The sequence below is a fragment of the Aliamphritea spongicola genome, from assembly GCF_017051665.1.
In the GTDB taxonomy this organism is placed as follows: Bacteria; Pseudomonadota; Gammaproteobacteria; order Pseudomonadales; family Balneatricaceae; genus Amphritea; species Amphritea spongicola.
In genome coordinates this window covers 81,214-101,145 of record NZ_JAFIDL010000009.1, presented here as the reverse complement: position 1 = coordinate 101,145, position 19,932 = coordinate 81,214, and the positions used below count along the sequence as shown (strand labels likewise).

Annotated in this window: 13 protein-coding genes; 4 read left to right on the top strand and 9 right to left on the bottom strand. The window is 51.4% G+C overall.

The window, feature by feature from the left end; all coding sequences use genetic code 11:
- Window positions 1-62 precede the first annotated feature (62 nt).
- The 3 genes from guaB (at window position 63) to tadA (ending at window position 3,808) form a co-directional block, all read left to right on the top strand.
- Window positions 63-1,532 (top strand): IMP dehydrogenase, encoded by a 1,470-nt coding sequence (guaB, locus tag JYB63_RS20210; protein WP_205659742.1) that lies wholly within the window; start codon window positions 63-65, stop codon window positions 1,530-1,532.
- A gap of 102 nt (window positions 1,533-1,634) precedes the next feature.
- Window positions 1,635-3,215 carry a glutamine-hydrolyzing GMP synthase gene (gene guaA / locus JYB63_RS20205; protein WP_205659741.1) on the top strand — a complete coding sequence of 527 codons (1,581 nt, stop codon included), beginning with the start codon at window positions 1,635-1,637 and terminating at the stop codon, window positions 3,213-3,215.
- A gap of 77 nt (window positions 3,216-3,292) precedes the next feature.
- Window positions 3,293-3,808 carry a tRNA adenosine(34) deaminase TadA gene (gene tadA, locus JYB63_RS20200; protein WP_205659740.1) on the top strand — a complete coding sequence of 172 codons (516 nt, stop codon included), beginning with the start codon at window positions 3,293-3,295 and terminating at the stop codon, window positions 3,806-3,808.
- A 3-nt stretch (window positions 3,809-3,811) separates the two neighbouring features.
- Here the strand turns inward: tadA and JYB63_RS23435 are convergent, their stop codons facing one another.
- Complete coding sequence (locus tag JYB63_RS23435; protein WP_243432090.1) at window positions 3,812-5,362, bottom strand: M14 family zinc carboxypeptidase; 1,551 nt, start codon at window positions 5,360-5,362, stop codon at window positions 3,812-3,814.
- Window positions 5,363-5,554: 192 nt separating this feature from the next.
- The gene (mltF, locus tag JYB63_RS20190) at window positions 5,555-7,135 is read right to left on the bottom strand and encodes a membrane-bound lytic murein transglycosylase MltF (protein ID WP_205659739.1); all 1,581 of its coding nucleotides are present in this window, start codon (window positions 7,133-7,135) and stop codon (window positions 5,555-5,557) included.
- Between the two features lie 115 nt (window positions 7,136-7,250).
- On the opposite strand from mltF, the gene purL reads away from it, so the two are divergent.
- Window positions 7,251-11,153 carry a phosphoribosylformylglycinamidine synthase gene (gene purL / locus JYB63_RS20185; protein WP_205659738.1) on the top strand — a complete coding sequence of 1,301 codons (3,903 nt, stop codon included), beginning with the start codon at window positions 7,251-7,253 and terminating at the stop codon, window positions 11,151-11,153.
- Window positions 11,154-11,394: 241 nt separating this feature from the next.
- Here purL and JYB63_RS20180 read toward each other — a convergent pair whose 3' ends face one another.
- The 7 genes from JYB63_RS20180 to prmA form a co-directional block, all read right to left on the bottom strand.
- The gene (locus JYB63_RS20180; protein ID WP_205659737.1) at window positions 11,395-12,813 is read right to left on the bottom strand and encodes a tetratricopeptide repeat protein; all 1,419 of its coding nucleotides are present in this window, start codon (window positions 12,811-12,813) and stop codon (window positions 11,395-11,397) included.
- 213 nt (window positions 12,814-13,026) lie between these two features.
- A complete protein-coding gene (gene purD / locus JYB63_RS20175; protein ID WP_205659736.1) occupies window positions 13,027-14,310 on the bottom strand; it encodes a phosphoribosylamine--glycine ligase in 1,284 nt (427 codons plus the stop codon).
- Between the two features lie 59 nt (window positions 14,311-14,369).
- Complete coding sequence (purH, locus tag JYB63_RS20170; RefSeq protein WP_205659735.1) at window positions 14,370-15,953, bottom strand: bifunctional phosphoribosylaminoimidazolecarboxamide formyltransferase/IMP cyclohydrolase; 1,584 nt, start codon at window positions 15,951-15,953, stop codon at window positions 14,370-14,372.
- A gap of 38 nt (window positions 15,954-15,991) precedes the next feature.
- On the bottom strand, window positions 15,992-16,276 hold the full coding sequence (fis, locus tag JYB63_RS20165) for a DNA-binding transcriptional regulator Fis (RefSeq protein ID WP_205659734.1): 285 nt from the start codon (window positions 16,274-16,276) through the stop codon (window positions 15,992-15,994).
- 29 nt (window positions 16,277-16,305) lie between these two features.
- Window positions 16,306-17,292 (bottom strand): tRNA dihydrouridine synthase DusB, encoded by a 987-nt coding sequence (dusB, locus tag JYB63_RS20160; protein WP_205659733.1) that lies wholly within the window; start codon window positions 17,290-17,292, stop codon window positions 16,306-16,308.
- 167 nt (window positions 17,293-17,459) lie between these two features.
- On the bottom strand, window positions 17,460-18,944 hold the full coding sequence (locus tag JYB63_RS20155) for a DUF3426 domain-containing protein (protein ID WP_205659732.1): 1,485 nt from the start codon (window positions 18,942-18,944) through the stop codon (window positions 17,460-17,462).
- Window positions 18,945-18,947: 3 nt separating this feature from the next.
- Window positions 18,948-19,841 (bottom strand): 50S ribosomal protein L11 methyltransferase, encoded by an 894-nt coding sequence (gene prmA, locus JYB63_RS20150; protein WP_205659731.1) that lies wholly within the window; start codon window positions 19,839-19,841, stop codon window positions 18,948-18,950.
- Window positions 19,842-19,932 lie beyond the last annotated feature (91 nt).

Here is a 19,932-nt window from a genome sequence, read left to right as displayed (position 1 = left end):
CAGTTGTAAAAGGCTATAATCCCGTGCCTTCTTTATATACAGAATAAAGGCACGCCCTCACTATGTTGCGAATTGCTGAAGAAGCACTTACTTTCGACGATGTTCTTTTGGTTCCTGGTTATTCCGAAGTTCTGCCTAAGGACGTGTCACTTAAGACTCGCCTGACCAAAGGGATTGAATTGAATATTCCTTTGGCTTCCGCAGCGATGGATACTGTTACGGAATCCCGCCTGGCCATTGCGATGGCACAGGAAGGCGGCATCGGTATCATCCATAAAAACCTTACGATTGATCAGCAAGCTGACGAAGTTCGCCGCGTGAAGAAGTACGAGGCGGGTGTGGTCAGTGATCCTGTTACCTGTACGTCTGATATGACCGTTGGTGAGCTGAACGCGCTGAGTGCACGGGTTGGGTTCTCCGGTTTCCCTGTTGTGGATAACGGTGATCTGGTGGGTATTGTTACCAGCCGTGATGCACGTTTTGAACACAAGCTGGATGCAACCGTTGCGTCTATCATGACGCCGAAAGACCGTCTGGTTACCGTTAAGGAAGGTGTTGATCCTGACGACGTACGTAACCTGCTGCGCAAGCACCGCATTGAAAAGATCCTTGTTGTTGATGACAGCTTTGGTCTGCGTGGTATGATGACAGTAAAAGATATGAACAAAGCGCAGACGCATCCGAATGCAGCTAAAGACGAGAAAGGTCGTCTGATTGTTGGTGCGGCTGTAGGTACCGGTGCAGATACCGCTGAACGTGTTGAAGCGCTGGTAAATGCTGAAGTTGACGTGATCATTGTTGATACTGCTCACGGTCACTCCAAAGGTGTTATTGACCGTGTTGCCTGGGTGAAGAAAAACTTCCCGAACGTTCAGGTAATTGGCGGTAACATTGCGACGGCTGCCGCTGCTGTTGCGCTGGCGAAGGCTGGTGCAGACGGTGTTAAAGTCGGTATCGGTCCGGGCTCTATCTGTACTACCCGTATTGTTGCCGGTGTGGGTGTACCTCAGGTCAGTGCAGTTGCTAATGTTGCAGCGGCGCTGGAAGAGTACGGCGTACCGTGTATTGCAGACGGCGGTATCCGTTTCTCCGGTGATTTGTCCAAGGCGATTGTTGCCGGTGCATCTGCTGTGATGGTGGGGTCAATGCTGGCCGGTACTGATGAAGCACCGGGTGATGTTGAACTGTTCCAGGGCCGTGCATATAAGTCTTATCGTGGTATGGGCTCGCTGGGTGCGATGGCTCAGACCACCGGTTCTTCTGACCGTTATTTCCAGGACGCTGCGCAGGGTGCTGAAAAGCTTGTACCGGAAGGTATTGAAGGCCGGGTGGCCTGTAAAGGTCCGATGGGCGGTGTCGTGCATCAGCTGATGGGTGGTCTGCGGGCTTCCATGGGTTATACCGGCAGTGCCGATATCACCACCATGCGCTCGGTACCGGAGTTTGTACGCATTACGAACGCCGGTATGGCAGAAAGCCATGTCCATGATGTGAGCATCACTAAAGAGGCGCCGAATTACCGGGTTGGATAATTCGCGACCAGAAAAATACCAGTAGGTGGGATGGCTTCGGCTATCCCACTTTTGTTTTTAACAAGCTACAACACTTGTAGAGATTCCTTTGGAGTCATCGAAATGTCCCAAGATATTCATGCACAACGGATTTTAATCCTCGATTTCGGCTCACAGTACACGCAGCTGATTGCGCGTCGTATTCGTGAGATCGGTGTTTACTGTGAAATTTATCCTTACGATATGGATAACGCCGCAATTACCGAATTCAATCCGCGAGGGATTATCCTGGCGGGTGGCCCGGAATCAGTTACCGAGGGCGACTCTCCGCGGGCGCCACAGGCCGTTTTTGATCTGAACGTACCGATCCTAGGTATTTGCTATGGTATGCAGACCATGGCTGAACAGCTGGGCGGTGCCGTTGTTACCTCCGATAAGCGTGAATTTGGCTACGCTAAAGTTCGTCTGGAAGACAGCCCGAGCCGTCTGTTCGAAGGCATTGAAGACCATATTGCCAACAATGGTTCTTTACTGCTGGATGTATGGATGAGCCACGGTGACAAGGTTAGCGAACTGCCTGATGGCTTCCATGTGATCGCCAGCACTGAAAGTGCACCGATTGCTGCGATGTGTCACCCGGCGAAGAATTACTTTGGCGTGCAGTTCCACCCAGAAGTTACCCACACCAAGCAGGGTGGACGGATGCTGAAGCGTTTCGTTCAGGAAATCTGTGACTGTGAAGCGCTGTGGACGGCTGAAAATATCATTACTGATCTGATTGCCCGTGTTCGCGAACAGGTGGGTGATCAGAAAGTATTGCTGGGTCTTTCCGGCGGTGTTGATTCCTCTGTTGTAGCGGCCCTGTTGCATAAAGCGATTGGCGATCAGCTGACCTGTGTATTCGTAGATAATGGCCTGCTGCGTAAGCACGAAGGTGATCAGGTAATGGACATGTTCGGTAAGAATATGGGCGTTAAGGTTATCCGTTCCGATTCTGAAGATCTGTTCCTGGGTCGTCTGAAAGGTGAAGCAGACCCGGAAACTAAGCGTAAGATTATCGGTAATACCTTCATTGAAGTCTTTGACGAAGAAGCGGCGAAGCTGAAGGATGTTAATTTCCTGGCTCAGGGTACTATTTACCCGGATGTAATTGAGTCTGCGGCTGCTAAAACCGGTAAGGCACACGTCATCAAGTCCCACCACAACGTAGGTGGTCTGCCGGAAGACATGGCATTTGAGCTGGTTGAGCCACTGCGTGAGCTATTCAAAGATGAAGTCCGTAAGATCGGTCTTGAGCTGGGTCTGCCATACGATATGGTTTACCGTCATCCGTTCCCGGGCCCGGGTCTGGGTGTTCGTATTCTGGGTGAAGTTAAGAAAGAATACGCGGATATCCTGCGTGAAGCCGATGCTATCTTCCTGGAAGAGCTGCATGCCGCTGACTGGTACCACAAAACCAGCCAGTCTTTTGCGGTATTCCTGCCGGTTAAATCCGTGGGTGTCGTGGGTGATGGTCGCCGTTATGAATACGTCATTGCGTTACGTGCGGTTGAAACCATCGACTTTATGACAGCTCGCTGGGCGCATCTGCCATATGAGCTGCTGGAGACTGTGTCCAGCCGCATCATTAACGAGATACCAAAAGTGTCCCGTGTGACTTACGATGTAAGCTCTAAGCCGCCGGCGACCATTGAGTGGGAATAATTTCCCGTTAACTCTGAAAAAGCCCGCTTTAGCGGGCTTTTTTGTGTCGGGTGTGATTGCAATATACAGAGGTACTGATGACTGCATCTGAAGAAGATGAAAAGTGGATGGCTTATGCGCTTCAGCTGGCAGATAAAGCTGCTGAAAGAGGTGAGGTGCCTGTGGGGGCGGTGGTTGTCCGTGACGGTGAAATACTTGGGGAAGGCTGGAATCAGCCTATTTCCGGGCACGATCCCTGCGCCCATGCAGAAATTATTGCTTTGAGGGATGCAGCAGCAAATGTTGCTAATTACCGGCTGGTGGATGCCACACTCTATGTGACCATTGAGCCATGTACTATGTGTGCGGGAGCGATTGTACATAGCCGTGTTAAGCGGCTGGTATTTGGTGCAACCGAGCCTAAAGCCGGTGCGATAGTCAGTAACGGGCAGGTGCTTGATCAGCCCTGGATGAATTACCGGGTGGAATATCTGGGTGGAGTAATGGCTGAAAATTGCAGTGGCTGTATCAGTGCATTTTTTCAGCGCCGCCGTGAAGAGAAAAAAGCCGCTAAGCGCGCAAAGCAGCAGGCTGAACGCGCTGGAGGTGAGTGATATTTACTGCGCCGTGTCAGTGCGGCGTGCCAGCAGGCTGTTCTTGCCGTTAGTGCGCTGTTCGACCCAGCTGATCAGATCAGTCCACATGCGGGAAATTTCTGCTTTTTTCGGCATGATACCCGCGTGTTTCAATTCAATCGTCATCACCGGAATGCTTTTCACAAACCAGCCATAGTTTCCGAGGGATCCTGGATAGGTTCCAAGTTGCTTAAGGTAAAGTGGACCCAGTTTTCGCGGCGGCTTAATGCTGCCGTCAAAATCGAGAATGCCGTGTGGTGCGTGTACCGATACGATGACGTCCGGTTTTAATTCATCGATCAGGGTATGAATCGCCTGTGATTCCGGTTCACTCAGCGGTTTGTGGCCCGGGAAGTAACGGGGACGTTTTTTAGCATAAGTCTGCCAGTGCTGTATCGGATCAACAGCCGCTTTAGCCGGGATAAAGTTTCGGTTGAGGTCTACTTTATTGGCGTTCACCCGGGTGGCGCGCTTCTGTAACAGACCGTCAGGGTTTGCCAGCGGCAGAAAATGCCAGTCATAGGCGCCGCTGTGGTTTTCATCCAGTGTCTTCAGCCATTTGAAGGTAACGCTGATACTTGAGTATTCATCACCATGGATGCCACCGATAAAGAGAATTTTGACCGGCGTTTCTGTATCCGGTGATGCCGGGTAATGTTTTTCCAGGATTAGCTCGCCGTTGTTTGAGTAAAAACGGGGAGATATAAACTCCAGATCCAGACATTCTTTAACTGAAACACTGCTGAGTTTGTTGCCGATCTTGGTACAGATATCGGTTACGTCTGGATGGGGTGTGTAGTCTTCCTGGCTGAGCTGATAACGGTCCGGCAAGGGGGATTCTGACAGTGCTTCTGTTGGGGAGGCTTTGGTTGCCTGCTCCAGTGCGTTGCTGTCCAGAGGTTGAGTTTTCGGTTGTGTCGCCTGGGTAGAAGCAGGTTGATGAACCTGGCTGATACTTTCTTGCATTGGAGCAGTCGCACTGATCATGGAAGGCAGTATCGGTGCGTTATGTTCGTTGTTGATTTTCGCTTCAATAGCGGCCTGGCTAAGCAGTTTTTTTGCATCACCTTTCAGAGTGTTATTGTTAGCGTGCTGAGCCGTTCCTGTACTGACCGGTGTTTCTGTGAGGGCCGGCTGTTTCAGTGTTACAGAAGCAGTAACCGTTTTATCTCCCTCCGAAGTATCTTTATTTCCTACCGTCCCGGATGGTGCGTCAGCCGCTTCGGGGGCTGGCAGTGAATTCCCTGCATCAGCGATGGCTGCTTTTTCAGATGATGTCTTAGTGTTGCTGACAACCTGTCTTTCTTCCGCAGCTGAATCAACAGGGATCGTGCCGGTGCTGTTATCAATTGTCAGTTGTTTACTGAGGCCAGACAGCAGTTTTTTAGTGCTGTCAGTCAGTGCATCAGATGCCTCTTCCTGCTGGCCTGAAATGATCGGCTGGCTAAGGCTTTGAGCAGGCAGGGTGAAGCCTCCGGTTGCGACAGCTGATTCTGCATTTGCCGTTTGAAAATTAATTAGCAGGCAGCCCAAAATTGCGGTTCTCAGGGCGGATTTATGCCATAAAATCTGACGTGATGGGGCAAATAAAGTGTCTAGTGATAAAGCCATGAGCACAGGAAAATTCGGTTAGGGTTAAAAAAGCTGAATAAAAACAGGGAGACAGCGATTAAAGTGCAAAAATCGATCACATTTTAATCGCCTTTGGAGGTTATGTGGAGTCTTTTATTCGCTTTTGTGAAGCTCTATAGCCGGCTTAGCTATGGGCAAAACCTGTGCTTCTATGCCGGATTCAGGGGGATTGGCCTGTGCCGAGGGAGGCGTAATATCCAGGTTTGGATCACTATCCTCCGGATTACCGGGCATGACAATTTCACCTTCGTTTTCAGCTGGCGTTGGTTCAGGTTTACTGGCTTCGATTTCTGCAAGTTGCTGCTGCCAGAGGATCAGATCGTAGTACTGCCGGATGTTTTTAACATAGATAACCGGCTCATAGCCTCTGGCGTAACCACGTTTTACGGTTTTATAGTATTTTGGCTGGGTCAGTAATGGCAGAAATTGTTTAACATCTTCCCATAAATCAGGATTTTTCCCCGCGCGGCTGGTAAGAATCCGGGCGTCTTCCAGGTGGCCATAACCGACGTTATAGGCTGCCAGTGCAAACCAGATTCGGTCATCGCCCTGAATACGCTCAGGGATTTTTTTCATTACCCGGGTGAGATATTCCGCACCGCCGAGCACGCTCTGTATCGGATCGGTGCGGTCTTCAACGCCGACTTCCTTCGCTGCCGCGTTGGTGAGCATCATGATCCCTTTTACCCCTGTCGGAGAGACGGCTTTGGGGTTCCAGTGGGATTCCTGATAGGCAATGGCTGCAAGCAGCAGCCAGTCGATGTCTGTTTCCTGCTCGGCCATATAAAAGTACTGCTCAAGCTTGCAGAAGCGGGTGCGCATATCCCGTTTGAAGGTTTCAATGTCTACATAAGTAAGGGTGTTTTCCCGGTTAAAATACTTATCCTGCAGTTCAGTGACCAGCTGTTTGGTTTCCGGTTTTGAGAAAAATGTTTCCAATGCATTAAGAAGGCTCTGGTCATTTTGTTTGGCGACCATCCAGGCAATGGGTTCGGATTTACCCATGGAGAAAGCTGTTTTCAGCCCGGGAAAAAAAGATTTTTGGGCGTTAAATACAATATCGTCTGAAATTGTGTAGCGATATTTCTTGTTGTATACGTCGTCCAGCAGTTCAGTGATGTTGCCAGTACTGTTTTCCTGCCAGGTAATACCGGGGAATTCTGCTTTCAGTTTCTGCATGATTTCCGAATGGCTGCTGTCGGCGAGCACCTCGATGGATTTGCCTTCAAGATCTTTCAGAGATATCGGTTTTTTCTGGCCCTGGGTGACCCGGTAAATGAGTGTGGGTGTGCTGTAGGCGTAAGGCTGGGCAAAACTGAACTCTGCTTCTCTGGATTCCGTAATGGTAAGTCCGGCGGCTGCAATGTGGGCCTTATGGTTTTTAATGACCGGGAATATGTCACCGAAACTGTCGGGAATGACCAGTTCAATTTCCACACCGATTTCATCTGCAAATGCTTTGGCCAGGTCATATTCGAAGCCAGCGGGTTTGCCATCTTTGTCTGATATATAGGTGGTTGGGGTATTACGGGTAACAATTTTCAGGACGCCGGTTTTCTGAATGGCCTCTAACTGATTGTCCGTTGTGAGGTTCGCCAGGAATAGCCAGCCGATGACCGCCAGTATGGTAGTGATAAAGAACACTTCTCTGAGGAAAAAAATTCGCGTTCGCATAATAATAATGGCCCTTATTGATGGCGCCGGAGTGGCGATTTCAGTAAAATGCGGCCTTAGATTTCTCCTACTTCATACATACCTGTTAGGCATACTCAAGAGGCTCGATACTAACATGCTAGTACTGCGTGGAGCGCCTGCTCTTTCTGCTTTTCGTCATGATAAGCTGCTGTCCGTCCTGCAATCCCAACTCAGCCAGGTAACGGCGATTTACGGTGAGTTCATGCATTTTGCTGATCTGCACCAAGACTTGTCTGAGCAAGAGCACACAATTTTGGAGCGAATTCTGCGCTACGGCCCTAAAGCTAAAGTGGAAGAGCCTTCAGGTCAATTGGTTTTAGTTGTGCCTCGTCCCGGCACGATATCTCCGTGGTCCAGTAAGGCGACAGATATTGCCAAAAACTGCGGCCTGTCAGCGATTAAGCGACTGGAGCGTGGTGTTGCGTACTATGTTCAGTCTGAAGCGCCGTTAACGGCGGAGCAACTGGCAATTGTTGAAGCAGCATTACATGACCGTATGGTTGAAGCTGTACTGGATGATGTGGCAGCAGCCGATGTTCTGTTCCGCAATGAAGAGCCTGCCCCGCTGACTGTGGTGGATATCATTGGCGGTGGCCGTGAAGCCCTGGTTGTTGCGAATACTGAACTGGGTCTGGCACTGGCTGAAGATGAAATTGATTACCTGGTTGCCAGCTTTGTTGAGCTTAAGCGTAACCCAAGTGATGTTGAGTTAATGATGTTTGCACAGGCAAACTCTGAACACTGCCGTCACAAGATTTTTAATGCTTCATGGGATATTGACGGTGAAGCACAGGATAAGTCGCTGTTCGCGATGATCCGTAACACCAATGAGCTGGGCGGTGAAAATATCCTGTCAGCATATTCCGATAACGCGGCAGTAATGGTTGGCAGCAAGGCTGGCCGTTTCTTTCCGAACCCGGAAACTAAGCAGTATGAAGCGAATCAGGAAGATATTCACATCCTGATGAAGGTTGAAACCCACAACCACCCAACAGCGATTGCGCCACATGCCGGTGCGGCCACCGGTTCCGGTGGTGAGATCCGTGATGAAGGTGCGACCGGTAAAGGTTCCAAGCCAAAAGCAGGTCTGACAGGTTTTACCGTATCCGATCTGAAAATTCCTGGTTTCGAACAGCCTTGGGAGTCTGATTACGGCAAGCCGGAGCGTATCGTAAGCGCACTGGATATTATGCTGGATGGCCCGATTGGTGGTGCTGCGTTTAACAATGAATTTGGCCGCCCTGCACTGAATGGTTATTTCCGTACTTTCGAGCAGAAGGTGAACGGTGCTGCCGGCGAAGAAATGCGCGGTTACCACAAGCCAATTATGATTGCCGGTGGTTACGGTAATATCCGTGGTGAACACGTTGATAAGGGTGAGATTCCTGTTGGTGCACAACTGATCTGTCTGGGCGGACCTGCAATGCAGATCGGTCTGGGTGGCGGTGCTGCTTCTTCTATGTCTTCCGGCAGTTCTTCAGAAGATCTGGATTTTGCATCCGTACAGCGTGATAACCCTGAGCTGGAGCGCCGTTGTCAGGAAGTTATCGATCAGTGCTGGCAACTGGGTGACGCTAACCCGATTGCCTTTATCCACGATGTGGGTGCCGGTGGTCTGTCAAATGCTTTCCCTGAGCTGGTGAAAGATGGTGGCCGCGGCGGTGATTTTGAATTGCGTAACGTCAACAATGATGAGCCGGGCATGTCACCACTGGCTATCTGGTGTAACGAAGCGCAGGAGCGTTATGTTATGGCGGTTGAGCCGCAGGACATGGCGCGTTTTGAAGCGATCTGTGCCCGTGAGCGTTGCCCGTATGCAGTCGTTGGTACTGCAATCGAAGAGAAACACCTGACCCTGGGTGATACTCACTTCGAAAATAAGCCGGTTGATCTGCCCATGTCAGTGCTGTTCGGTAAGCCACCAAAAATGCACCGTAGCGTAGAGCGTGTTGCTTACAGTGTTCCGGCGTTTAACAGTGCAGAGATTAATCTGGAAGATGCTGCTGAGCGTGTTATGAAACTGCCTGCAGTCGCGTCTAAGTCTTTCCTGATCACCATTGGTGACCGTTCGATTACCGGTCAGGTTGTCCGTGATCAGATGGTTGGCCCGTGGCAGGTACCTGTTGCGGATTGTGCGGTTACAACGTCTGCTTATGATACTTATGCCGGTGAAGCAATGGCGATGGGTGAGCGTACCCCGCTGGCACTGGTTGATTCCCCAGCGTCTGGCCGTATGGCTGTGGGCGAAACCGTGACCAACCTAGCGGCTGCACAGATCGACGATATTATTGATATCAAGCTGTCTGCAAACTGGATGTGTGCTGCCGGTCATCCGGGTGAAGATGAAAAACTGTATGACACCGTGCGTGCGGTGGGTATGGAGCTGTGTCCAGAACTGGGGATTACCATTCCTGTGGGTAAAGACTCGATGTCTATGCGTACAGTCTGGGAAGATGAAGGTAAAGCTAAGTCAATGACGGCACCTACATCTCTGATCATTACCGGTTTCGCACCGGTAACAGATGTACGTAAGACACTGACCCCACAGCTGAAGACTGATCAGGGTGAGACCGATCTGATCCTGCTGGATTTGGGTAATGGCCAGAACCGTCTGGGTCTGTCTGCGCTGGCGCAGGTATATAACGAAGTGGGCCAGGATGTACCGGATGTTGATGATGCTCAGCAGCTGGTTGCTTTCTTCAGCGCTGTTCAGGAACTGAACAAGCAGGGGCTGCTACTGGCTTACCATGACCGTGCAGATGGTGGTTTATTCACAACCGTCGCTGAAATGGCATTTGCCGGCCGTACCGGTGTGGATATTAATCTGGATCTGCTGGCGGCTGACAGTTCTGAATTCGCAGCGGCTCTGTATGCTGAAGAACTGGGTGCGGTTATTCAGGTTAAGCGTGATGATCTGCAAACTGTTCTGACAGAACTGAATGCTGCCGGTCTGGGTGATTGCGCTAAGGTGATCGGTTCCCTGAATCCGGATGACATGCTGCAGTTCAGCTTTGATGATGAAGCGGTTTACTCTGCATCCCGTATTCAGCTGCAGCGCTGGTGGGCTGAAACTTCTTATCAGATGCAGTCTCTGCGGGATAACTCAGAATGTGCACAGCAGGAATATGATGTGCTGCTGGATGCTGAAAACCCGGGTCTGAATGCCAAGCTGAGTTTTGATCAGAATGAAGATGTTGCTGCGCAAGTGAATGCGTCCGGTGAACGTCCGCGTGTGGCAATTGTCCGCGAGCAGGGTGTTAATGGCCATATCGAAATGGCAGCTGCTTTCGACCGTGCCGGCTTTGCTTCTGTGGATGTTCACATGAGCGATATCCTGGAAGGCCGGGTAACACTGGCTGACTTCAGAGGCCTGGTTGCCTGCGGTGGTTTTTCATACGGTGACGTACTGGGTGCCGGTGAGGGTTGGGCTAAGTCTATCCTGTTTAATACCCGTGCCCGTGAAGAGTTCAAGAACTTCTTCGAGCGTGAAGATACATTCGCACTGGGTATCTGTAACGGTTGTCAGATGCTGTCTAATCTTCATGAGCTGATTCCGGGTACAGATCACTGGCCACACTTCGTACGTAACATGTCTGAACAGTTTGAAGCCCGTGTTGCTATGGTTGAAGTGCAGGAAAGCCCGTCTGTATTCCTGAAAGGCATGGAAGGTTCGCAGATGCCAATCGCAATCGCACACGGTGAAGGCCGTGCTGAGTTTGCTGACCAAGCGCATTTTGACAATCTGAACGGTTCCGAGGCAGTTGCACTGCGTTATGTGGATAACTACGGTCAGGTCACTGAACAGTATCCGGCAAACCCGAACGGTTCTCCGGCCGGTATTGGCGGTGTTACCAGTAAGGATGGTCGTGTAACCATTATGATGCCGCACCCTGAGCGGGTTTTCCGTAGCGTAACCAATAGCTGGGCGCCGGATGAATGGCAGGAAGATGGTGCCTGGATGCGGATGTTCCGTAACGCCCGTGTCTGGGTAGGTTAAGCAAAGCAAAGCAAAGCAAAGCAAAGCAAAGCAAAGCAAAGCTTTAGCTGCTGATTTGAAAAGCCCTGTACCTTTGCCGGTATAGGGCTTTTTTGTGTCTGTTTAAAAGTGATCTGAAGTGAATCTCAGTTGGTTGCTAGGTGGTAGGTGGTAGGTGGCAGGGTAAGGAAGGCGCGTTTTATCCGGATAGAAAAAAGCCCCGTATCTTTGCAGATACGGGGCTTTCCTGAAGAAAGGCTGATCAGAGGGTTTTTTCAGCACTGATTTTCCAGCTGCGGTTTTCCAGGGAGAAGATCAGGGACTTATAGATATTGTCCTGGAAGCTGTTGGACGTGTAGTCCTGCAGGAATACAACCCGGACACGGCCATCTGGCAGGGCGCTCATGGTTACATCTGAAACGCCAACACGGATGAAGGTTGGTTTGCTCAGGCGGATGTTACGGGTATTACGCCATGTGCGGTTACTGGTTTGGCTGTTTGGCTGGTAACCAGGCACATAGTAGCTCAGGTAATCCTGAACATTCTGATCAGACCAGGCGCTGGCCCAGCCGTTCAGTGCCTGATTCAGTTCCTGCTGGATCGCCGGGCTCAGCTCAGTATTATTCTGGGCAGCGCTCTTAGCCAGTGCAACGGTGCTGGCTGCAGTCGGTTCAGGTAGCGGGGTTGCCGGTGCCGTCAACGTATCGGTTTGTTGCGTAGAGTCTGCTGTTTCCGTCGTTTCAATCACCGGGCGCGGTGCTGCATCTTCAGGCAAGCGTTCTTCAATCTCGAGTGGCTTATTCTTCGCCGGTGTTGGTGCCGGTGCAGGGGATGGTTCTACCTGTGCAGCCACAGGGCTTACTGATGCCAGAAGTGTCGGATCAACATTATTCGTTGGTGAGAATATTTTGCCGCCGATAGGCCGTGCCAGATATACCTGGTCCAGTGTGGCCAGTTGTGGTGGGGCAATCTTCTCTTTGCTGTCGAGATCCAGGGCACGGTTATAAGCCTGGTTGGCCAGATTGGCATAAATGGCTTTCAGGTTTTGCTGTACCTGGGCGTAACTTGGGTGGGTGTTGAATGCCTGTAACAGGGTGGCAACAGCTTTATCGTTGTTGCCACGCAGGGCGTAGATTGTTGCCAGGTTGTTATAGGCTTCAGGTGCGTCCGGATAAATACCGATCAGCTTATTGAAAACATCTTCTGCCGCCTGAAGCTTATTGCGCTTAATCAGTGCGGTGCCATACAGCAACCAGGCGTTAGCATCTTTAGGGTTATCGTTCAGATAATCATTGATCTGGTTAAAGGCCTGGGTGTTTTTACCGGCGTCCTGTAAATCCCGGACACGCTGCAGTTCTGTTGCCAGTAGCTGTGAATTGTATTCCAGCTTGGTTTGTAGTTCTGTGTTTTGGCTAGCGGCTGATACAGCGCTGTTTGCTGAAGCGGTTTTGCCGTCGGATTCATTGTCCAGCCAGCGCTGAAGCTGATCCAGCTTGGCGTTAATGTCTGCGCTGTTGCTGTTCTGCTGACCGGATTTGGCACAGTCAAATTCATTTTGCGCGCCGGCATTCATGCAGAATGCATCTGATTCCTGGGCGGCAAATGCAGAAGATGCGCATACCATGCCAAGGGATATTGCCAGTGTCAGAGGTTTCAGAAGCGTGCCAGACTGTGTTGCCATAAGATATGATCCGAAGATTGCCCGAACAGCAAAAGCGCTGTTGTAATTTAAGTCCATGTACCCGCGAACGGGCCTGACGATTATAGCTTGAATCCTTGCGTGGGTAAGCCCTGTAAGTCATCAGAGGGGTAAAAAATATTTTTCATGAAGAGTGGTTATAAAAAATGGCGCAGATCCTGAAGGATTTGCGCCATTTTTAGTCGTCATGCCGGTTTATGTGTTTTCTCTGGCGATTGCCCGGTAGGCAATGTCGTCACGGTAGTAAACACCTTTCCAGTCGATCATTTTCGTCAGCGTATAGGCAAGTTTTTGTGCTTCGGTTACGCTGTTGCCCAGTGCAGCTGCGCACAGTACGCGGCCACCGCTGGTGACGATATTACCGTCTTTTTCGCTGGTGCCTGCGTGGAAAACCTTGCTATCTGCAGGTACCTGTTCCGGCAGGCTGATCACGTCACCTTTCGGATAGTTGCCCGGATAGCCGTCTGCCGCCAGTACTACACCTACGGCGCAGCGAGGGTCCCAGTCAGCAGTTGTGGTATCCAGCTTGCCGTCCAGTGCTGCATTAGCCAGTTCAACGATGCTGGATTTCAGACGCATCATGATTGGCTGGGTTTCAGGATCGCCGAAGCGGCAATTGTATTCGATTACCTTTGGTGTGCCGTCGGCAGCAATCATCAGGCCTGCATACAGGAAGCCTACGTAGGTATTACCTTCTTCAGCCATGCCGTTAACGGTTGGGATGATGACTTCATCCATGATGCGGTTGTGGATATCCGCTGTAACGACAGGTGCAGGGGAGTAAGCACCCATACCGCCGGTATTCGGACCGGTATCGCCATTGGCTGCGCGTTTGTGATCCTGACTGGTAGCCATTGGCAGTACGTTTTTGCCATCAACCATGACGATGAAGCTGGCTTCTTCGCCTTCCAGGAATTCTTCAATGACGACGCGGTGACCGGCTTCTCCGAATGCATTGCCGGCAAGCATGTCACGGATAGCAGCTTCTGCCTCTTCCAGTGTCATGGCAACAATAACACCTTTGCCGGCAGCCAGGCCGTCTGCCTTGATGACGATCGGAGCACCCTGTTCACGCACATAGGCAATTGCAGGGTCGATTTCAGTGAAGTTTTTGTAAGCGCCGGTAGGAATCTGATGACGTTCCAGGAAGTCCTTGGTAAATGCTTTGGAGCCTTCCAGCTGGGCTGCGCCTTTGCTCGGGCCAAAGCAGCGCAGGCCTTCGCTTTCAAAACGGTCGACGATGCCTTCTACCAGTGGCGCTTCAGGGCCAACAATGGTCAGGGCAATCTGATTGTTCTTGGCAAAGTCTACCAGAGCATCCTGGTCCATCACGTCGATAGCAACGTTTTCCAGTTTGGCTTCCAGTGCGCAGCCGGCGTTACCCGGCGCAACAAATACTTTGCTGACGTTGTCATCCTGAGCGGCTTGCCAGGCAAGGGCGTGTTCCCGACCACCGGAACCAATGACTAAGATTTGCATAATTTTTTCTGCCTATAAAAACGGTTCAGCCGGCGAAAGCCGGCTGAAGGTGTAACTGATTAGTGACGGAAATGACGCATGCCTGTGAAGACCATGGCGATACCATGCTCATCGGCGGCGGCGATGATCTCCTGATCGCGCATTGAACCGCCCGGCTGAATGATTGCAGAGATACCTGCAGCAGCCGCGGCATCAATGCCGTCGCGGAACGGGAAGAAAGCGTCGGACGCCATGACTGAACCCGGTACAACCAGGCCTTCATCAGCTGCTTTAATTCCGGCGATTTTGGCACTGTATACACGGCTCATCTGGCCGGCACCAATGCCGATTGTCTGGCCGTCTTTGGCGTAAACAATGGCGTTGGATTTAACAAACTTAGCCACTTCCCAGCAGAACAGCAGGTCACGCATTTGCTGTTCGTCCGGTTGCTTCTGGGTAACGATTTTAAGATCAGCTGCGTTGACCATGCCCAGATCCTGATCCTGTACCAGCAGGCCGCCGTTAACACGCTTATAGTCAAAGCGCTGCGCACGTTCTGCGCTCCATTCACCGCAGGCCAGCAGGCGTACGTTAGGCTTGCCGGCAACAATGTCGGAAGCTTCCTGAGTAACAGACGGTGCAATGATGACTTCAACAAACTGACGGTCGATGATGGCCTTGGCAGTGGTTGCATCCAGTTCACGGTTGAACGCGATGATGCCGCCAAATGCTGAGGTCGGATCAGTCAGGTAGGCTTTGTTGTAGGCTTCCAGAATGTCACCACCGATTGCTACGCCGCATGGGTTAGCGTGTTTAACGATAACACAGGCCGGCTCAGCGAAAGGTTTTACGCACTCAAGTGCTGCGTCAGTATCGGCAACATTGTTAAAGGAGAGTTCTTTACCCTGCAGCTGGCGTGCGGTAGCAACGCTGGCTTCAGTTGGGTTGGATTCAACATAGAAAGCAGCACGCTGGTGCGGGTTTTCGCCGTAACGCATTTCCTGTGCTTTAACAAACTGGGTGTTAAAGGTGCGCGGGAATGCTGCTGGTTCTTCTTCGCTGCCATCGGTGATTGCACCCAGGTAGTTAGCGATCATGCCATCGTAAGCAGCAGTATGTTCAAATGCCTGTACTGCCAGATCAAAACGGGTTGCATGGCTCAGACCCTGATTTTCATCCAGTTCAGCTATGATACGCTGATAGTTATCTGCACTGACGACAATTGCCACGTCTTTGTGGTTTTTGGCTGCAGAGCGAACCATAGTCGGGCCGCCAATGTCGATATTTTCAATAGCCAGTGGCAGGTCGCAGTCCGGACGGGCGATGGTTTGCTCGAACGGATACAGGTTAACAACAACCATGTCGATCGGGTTGATGCCGTGTTCTTCCATAATACCGTCATCGGTACCGCGGCGACCGAGAATGCCACCGTGTACTTTCGGGTGCAGAGTCTTAACCCGACCATCCATCATTTCAGGAAAACCGGTGTAGTCAGATACTTCAACCGCAGGGATCTGGTTGTCTTGCAGTAGCTTGTATGTGCCGCCGGTAGAAAGGATTTCAACGCCGCGCTGACTCAAAGCCTGGGCGAATTCAACGATGCCGGTTTTGTCAGATACGCTGATCAGCGCGCGACGAACCGGGGTATTTTTTTGCTCTGCCATGGTTGTTTATCTTCGATGGTTAAGGTTAGACGGGGGATTTACAGAAGACCGTATTGTTTCAGCTTCTTACGCAGGGTACCACGGTTGAGGCCGAGTACTTCTGATGCTTTGGTCTGGTTATCCTTGGTGTAAGTCATCACTGCTTCAAACAGTGGTGCTTCGATTTCCGACAGAACCATCTGGTAGACATCTGTTACCGGTTGACCATCCAGTTGATGGAAATAATCCGATAAAGACGTTTCAACACTGTCACGCAGGGTGCGGTGTGAACTTTCAGTTGGTAGTTCTGAGGTAAACGGCTGAGTATGTGTATTGTTTTCCACGGTATGTCGGTATCCAAATCTGCAACAGGTCAGGCCGCTGCACTTGCACAGGCAAGTTCAGCAAAGTAGGCCGTAATCGCATCACGCTGTTGCGAACATGTTTCTAGTGAGTTAAAAGCTTTTCGGAAGTCAGTGCCACCGGGTTTGTCTTTGAGGTACCAGCCTACGTGCTTACGCGCTATGCGAATACCCAGATATTCTTCATAGAAAGCGTAAAGTGCATTCAGGTGCCCTAACAGGGTGTCTCTGACTTCTGTCCCTTCAGGAGGGGGTAATTCATTTCCAGTAGCAAGGTAGTGGTTTATTTCCCGAAAAATCCACGGATTTCCCTGTGCGGCGCGGCCAACCATGACGGCATCAGCACCGGTAAAGTTAAGTACTTCGCCGGCCTTTTGCGGGGTGGTGATGTCACCGTTGGCAAACAGGGGAATATCAATGCTCTGCCGGATAGCTGCAATGGTGTCGTATTCCACGTCACCTTTATATCCGCAACTGCGGGTACGGCCGTGTACAGCCAGTGCCTGAATACCTGCGTCCTCTGCGATCCGTGCAATGGTAACGCCGTTACGGTTATCAGGTGACCATCCGGTACGGATTTTGAGTGTAACCGGAACATCAACTGCAGCCACGGTGGCTTCGAGAATATCGCGAACCAGTTGTTCGTCTTTCAGTAATGCGGATCCGGCCGCTTTATTGCAAACTTTTTTAGCCGGGCAGCCCATGTTGATGTCAATGATATGCGCGCCGTTAGCGACATTAAGCCGCGCAGCATCTGCCATCATTTGCGGATCTCCGCCGGCGATCTGTACCACCCGGAGAGGATCATTTTCATCGTACTGAAGACGCAGGCTTGATTTGCGGGTATTCCACAGCCGGGTGTCGGAGGTTACCATTTCGGAAGCCGCCATCCCCGCCCCTAACTGCTTACACAGTTGCCGGAACGGTAGGTCAGTGACGCCTGCCATTGGTGCCAGGATTACCTGACTGTCAATGGTATGGTTTCCGATTTGAAACATCTGCCAACCCTGAGCCTGAAAGAAATAGCATTACCCTGACTGCGGGCAGTCGCGGGTTTCATGCTGTCTGGAAGGCGGACAATAATACCTTTATGTGGCAGGCGGGCCAAGCAGTTTTTGATGCTTTTTTAACCGTTTTTGGTGTTGCAAAGCAGCAAGAAATAGGCTTATAGCCGGCGGCTTGTCAGGCTGGAGGGGTGAAGGCTGACTTCATACCCCACTGCAGCGCGTCCAGGGTCAAGAACATCCAGATGAACCTGAATACTGTGTTCCTGTGGCATTCTTGACGGATCCAGAGAGGCGGAATTCAGGTATTCAGCCGGCTGGAATGTTCGTCGCTTAATGATGCTGCCGTTACGGTCGGAAAATGCCAGTCTTATGGCCGGAAAGGCTTGCTCGAAGGCTCCCTGATTTTTCAGCAACATACTGATTTTCAGTACACCCTGATATTCCTTGTGCTCTTGCACAATCAGCTGCTCGGTGATGATGTCCGGAATATTTTCCGGCACGGCTAACCGACAGTCGATCTGCTCACATACCGGTTTATACAGTTTGGCCAGCGCTGGCTGGCGAATAAGATCATTACGCTCGAACCACATGTACTGTAATAGCAGGCAGCTCAGGGCCAGGAAGATAATCAGGGCCAGCGAAAGGGTTTTGCCGGGTGGCTGCTGAGTGGCCCGGATCATAACAGGTTCAGTCTGCTGAGGGACAAAACCGGTTTCTTTATCTTCAGTAGCAGGGTGGAGTGCCAGAATACTGCTGTGTGCCGGGGGAGCCTGGGCTTCGTCTGTCTGCGGTGCCGGTTGCTGATCGGTTGCAGTCAGCGGATTACTAGCGTTTCGTAACAGTTCCTGCAGCTTTTTTTCAGCCGGATTCAGATAACCGTGTTCTTCGTCTCTGGCCTGATAGCTGGTCTGGTGACGATGCAGTGCCTGACGGATCCGTTCACTCTGCTCGCTTGTATCTGTCGGCTGCGAATCCTTTGAGTGCGTAGTAGATGTCTGTTGCTGGTTGCCTTGGGCACCCGGAGAGGCTGTAATCACGGAGATTTGAGGCTGTGATGCTGGCTTGTCTTGTGGTTGAGTGCCGGTAATCTCTAGCTTCTGATCTGAATCAGAGGGCTGTGCTTTGCTTTTTTCGGGAGGTTGTTTTTTGTTATTGCTTAACTTCGGCTGTTGCTGAGGTTTCACCGGACTGGCCTGCCGGATGTGCAAACTGACGGGCTGTTCTGACACTTCCTTTGTTTCAGTTTCTGCAGGCCGTGCCGGTACTGCCATTTCCGTTGGTGAAGGTGTAACGGTTTGTGCTGTATGTTTGCTGTTCTCAAACAGGGCCTGCACAGGCTGATCCAGATCCAGAGGCTGGGGCGTCTCCTGTTGCACGGGCTTTTTTGCCGGAATAAACGCTTTCGGGATTGCGGGACGCACTGGCGGTTTGTCCTGCGGCGCAGCCGGTCTGGTTGGTTCCGTGACAGCTTCAGGCGCTTTTATCGGTTGTCTGGGTTCCGGTACTTTGCACAGTTCAGCATTAAATACCTCCAGGCAGGTACCGCAGCGTACCTTGCCGTGGGCTATTTTTAGTTGTCCTGCGGTGACCTGAAAGCGAGCTTTACAGGCCGGACATTCTGTAATCAGGCGCTGCTGCTTCACGATTTATCGCTTGATTCCGGTAATGCGTATCCAGCCTTCGCGTTCGCTGACCGGGTCCAGAATAAAGTCATTGCCGTAAGCTTCACGGATTTCTTCTTCCTGATGGGCCAGTAAGCCTGAAAGTACTAGTTGTCCGCCGCTGCGGGTGTGTTTGCTGAGGGTTGGGGCAAGTTCAACCAGCGGGCCGGCAAGAATATTGGCTACCAGTACGTCTGCTTCGTGATCCGGTGTCTGTTCGGGTAAGTAAACCTGCATACGGTCTTCTGTCAGGCCGTTACGGTTGAGGTTGTCCTTGCTGGCTGTGAGTGCCTGTACGTCGATATCGACAGCAGTAACATGGCTGGCACCCAGTAGCAGGGTTGCAATACCCAGAATACCGGAGCCACAGCCGTAATCGGTGACCTGTTTCTCATTCAGCTCGAGACCATCAAGGAACTCCAGGCACAGAGCGGTCGTTGGATGGGTGCCGGTACCAAATGCCAGGCCAGGGTCGAGCATCAGGTTGACTGCCTGCGGATCAGGCACGTCTTTCCAGCTTGGGCAGACCCACAGACGTTTGCCAAACCGCATTGGTTGGTAGTTATCCATCCATTCCCGTTCCCAGTCTTTGTCTTCCAGAATCTCTGTTTTGCAGGTTGGAAATGCGCTGTCCGGGAACTGGTCGTTATGGGCCTGTTGCAGAAAGTTCAGGGTTGCATCCAGATCGTGATCAGCTGAGAAAAGGCCTGTCAGTACGGTGTTGCTCCACAAAGGAGTGGTACCCAGGTCGGGTTCGAAGATTGGCTGATCGGCCTGATCGGTAAAGGTAACCGCAGCGCAGCCGGCTGCCAGTAATAGATCTTCGTAAGATTCAGCGTTCTCTGGGGAAACATCCAGTTTGATCTGCAACCATGGCATGAAGGGTCTTCCTGTATTCGGGTAAGCGGTACCGGTAAGCATATAGTATGGGCTTGAACCGTTACAGCTCAGTTACCTGGGGATAATGCGG

Bases quoted from the DNA above. Each gene is read 5' to 3' on its own strand.
- mltF (WP_205659739.1), bottom strand. From the start codon at position 7,135: ATGCGAACGCGAATTTTTTTCCTCAGAGAAGTGTTCTTTATCACTACC.
- purD (WP_205659736.1), bottom strand. From the start codon at position 14,310: ATGCAAATCTTAGTCATTGGTTCCGGTGGTCGGGAACACGCCCTTGCC.
- guaA (WP_205659741.1), top strand. From the start codon at position 1,635: ATGTCCCAAGATATTCATGCACAACGGATTTTAATCCTCGATTTCGGC.
- purL (WP_205659738.1), top strand. From the start codon at position 7,251: ATGCTAGTACTGCGTGGAGCGCCTGCTCTTTCTGCTTTTCGTCATGAT.
- purH (WP_205659735.1), bottom strand. From the start codon at position 15,953: ATGGCAGAGCAAAAAAATACCCCGGTTCGTCGCGCGCTGATCAGCGTA.
- guaB (WP_205659742.1), top strand. From the start codon at position 63: ATGTTGCGAATTGCTGAAGAAGCACTTACTTTCGACGATGTTCTTTTG.
- dusB (WP_205659733.1), bottom strand. From the start codon at position 17,292: ATGTTTCAAATCGGAAACCATACCATTGACAGTCAGGTAATCCTGGCA.
- prmA (WP_205659731.1), bottom strand. From the start codon at position 19,841: ATGCCATGGTTGCAGATCAAACTGGATGTTTCCCCAGAGAACGCTGAA.
- JYB63_RS20180 (WP_205659737.1), bottom strand. From the start codon at position 12,813: ATGGCAACACAGTCTGGCACGCTTCTGAAACCTCTGACACTGGCAATA.
- tadA (WP_205659740.1), top strand. From the start codon at position 3,293: ATGACTGCATCTGAAGAAGATGAAAAGTGGATGGCTTATGCGCTTCAG.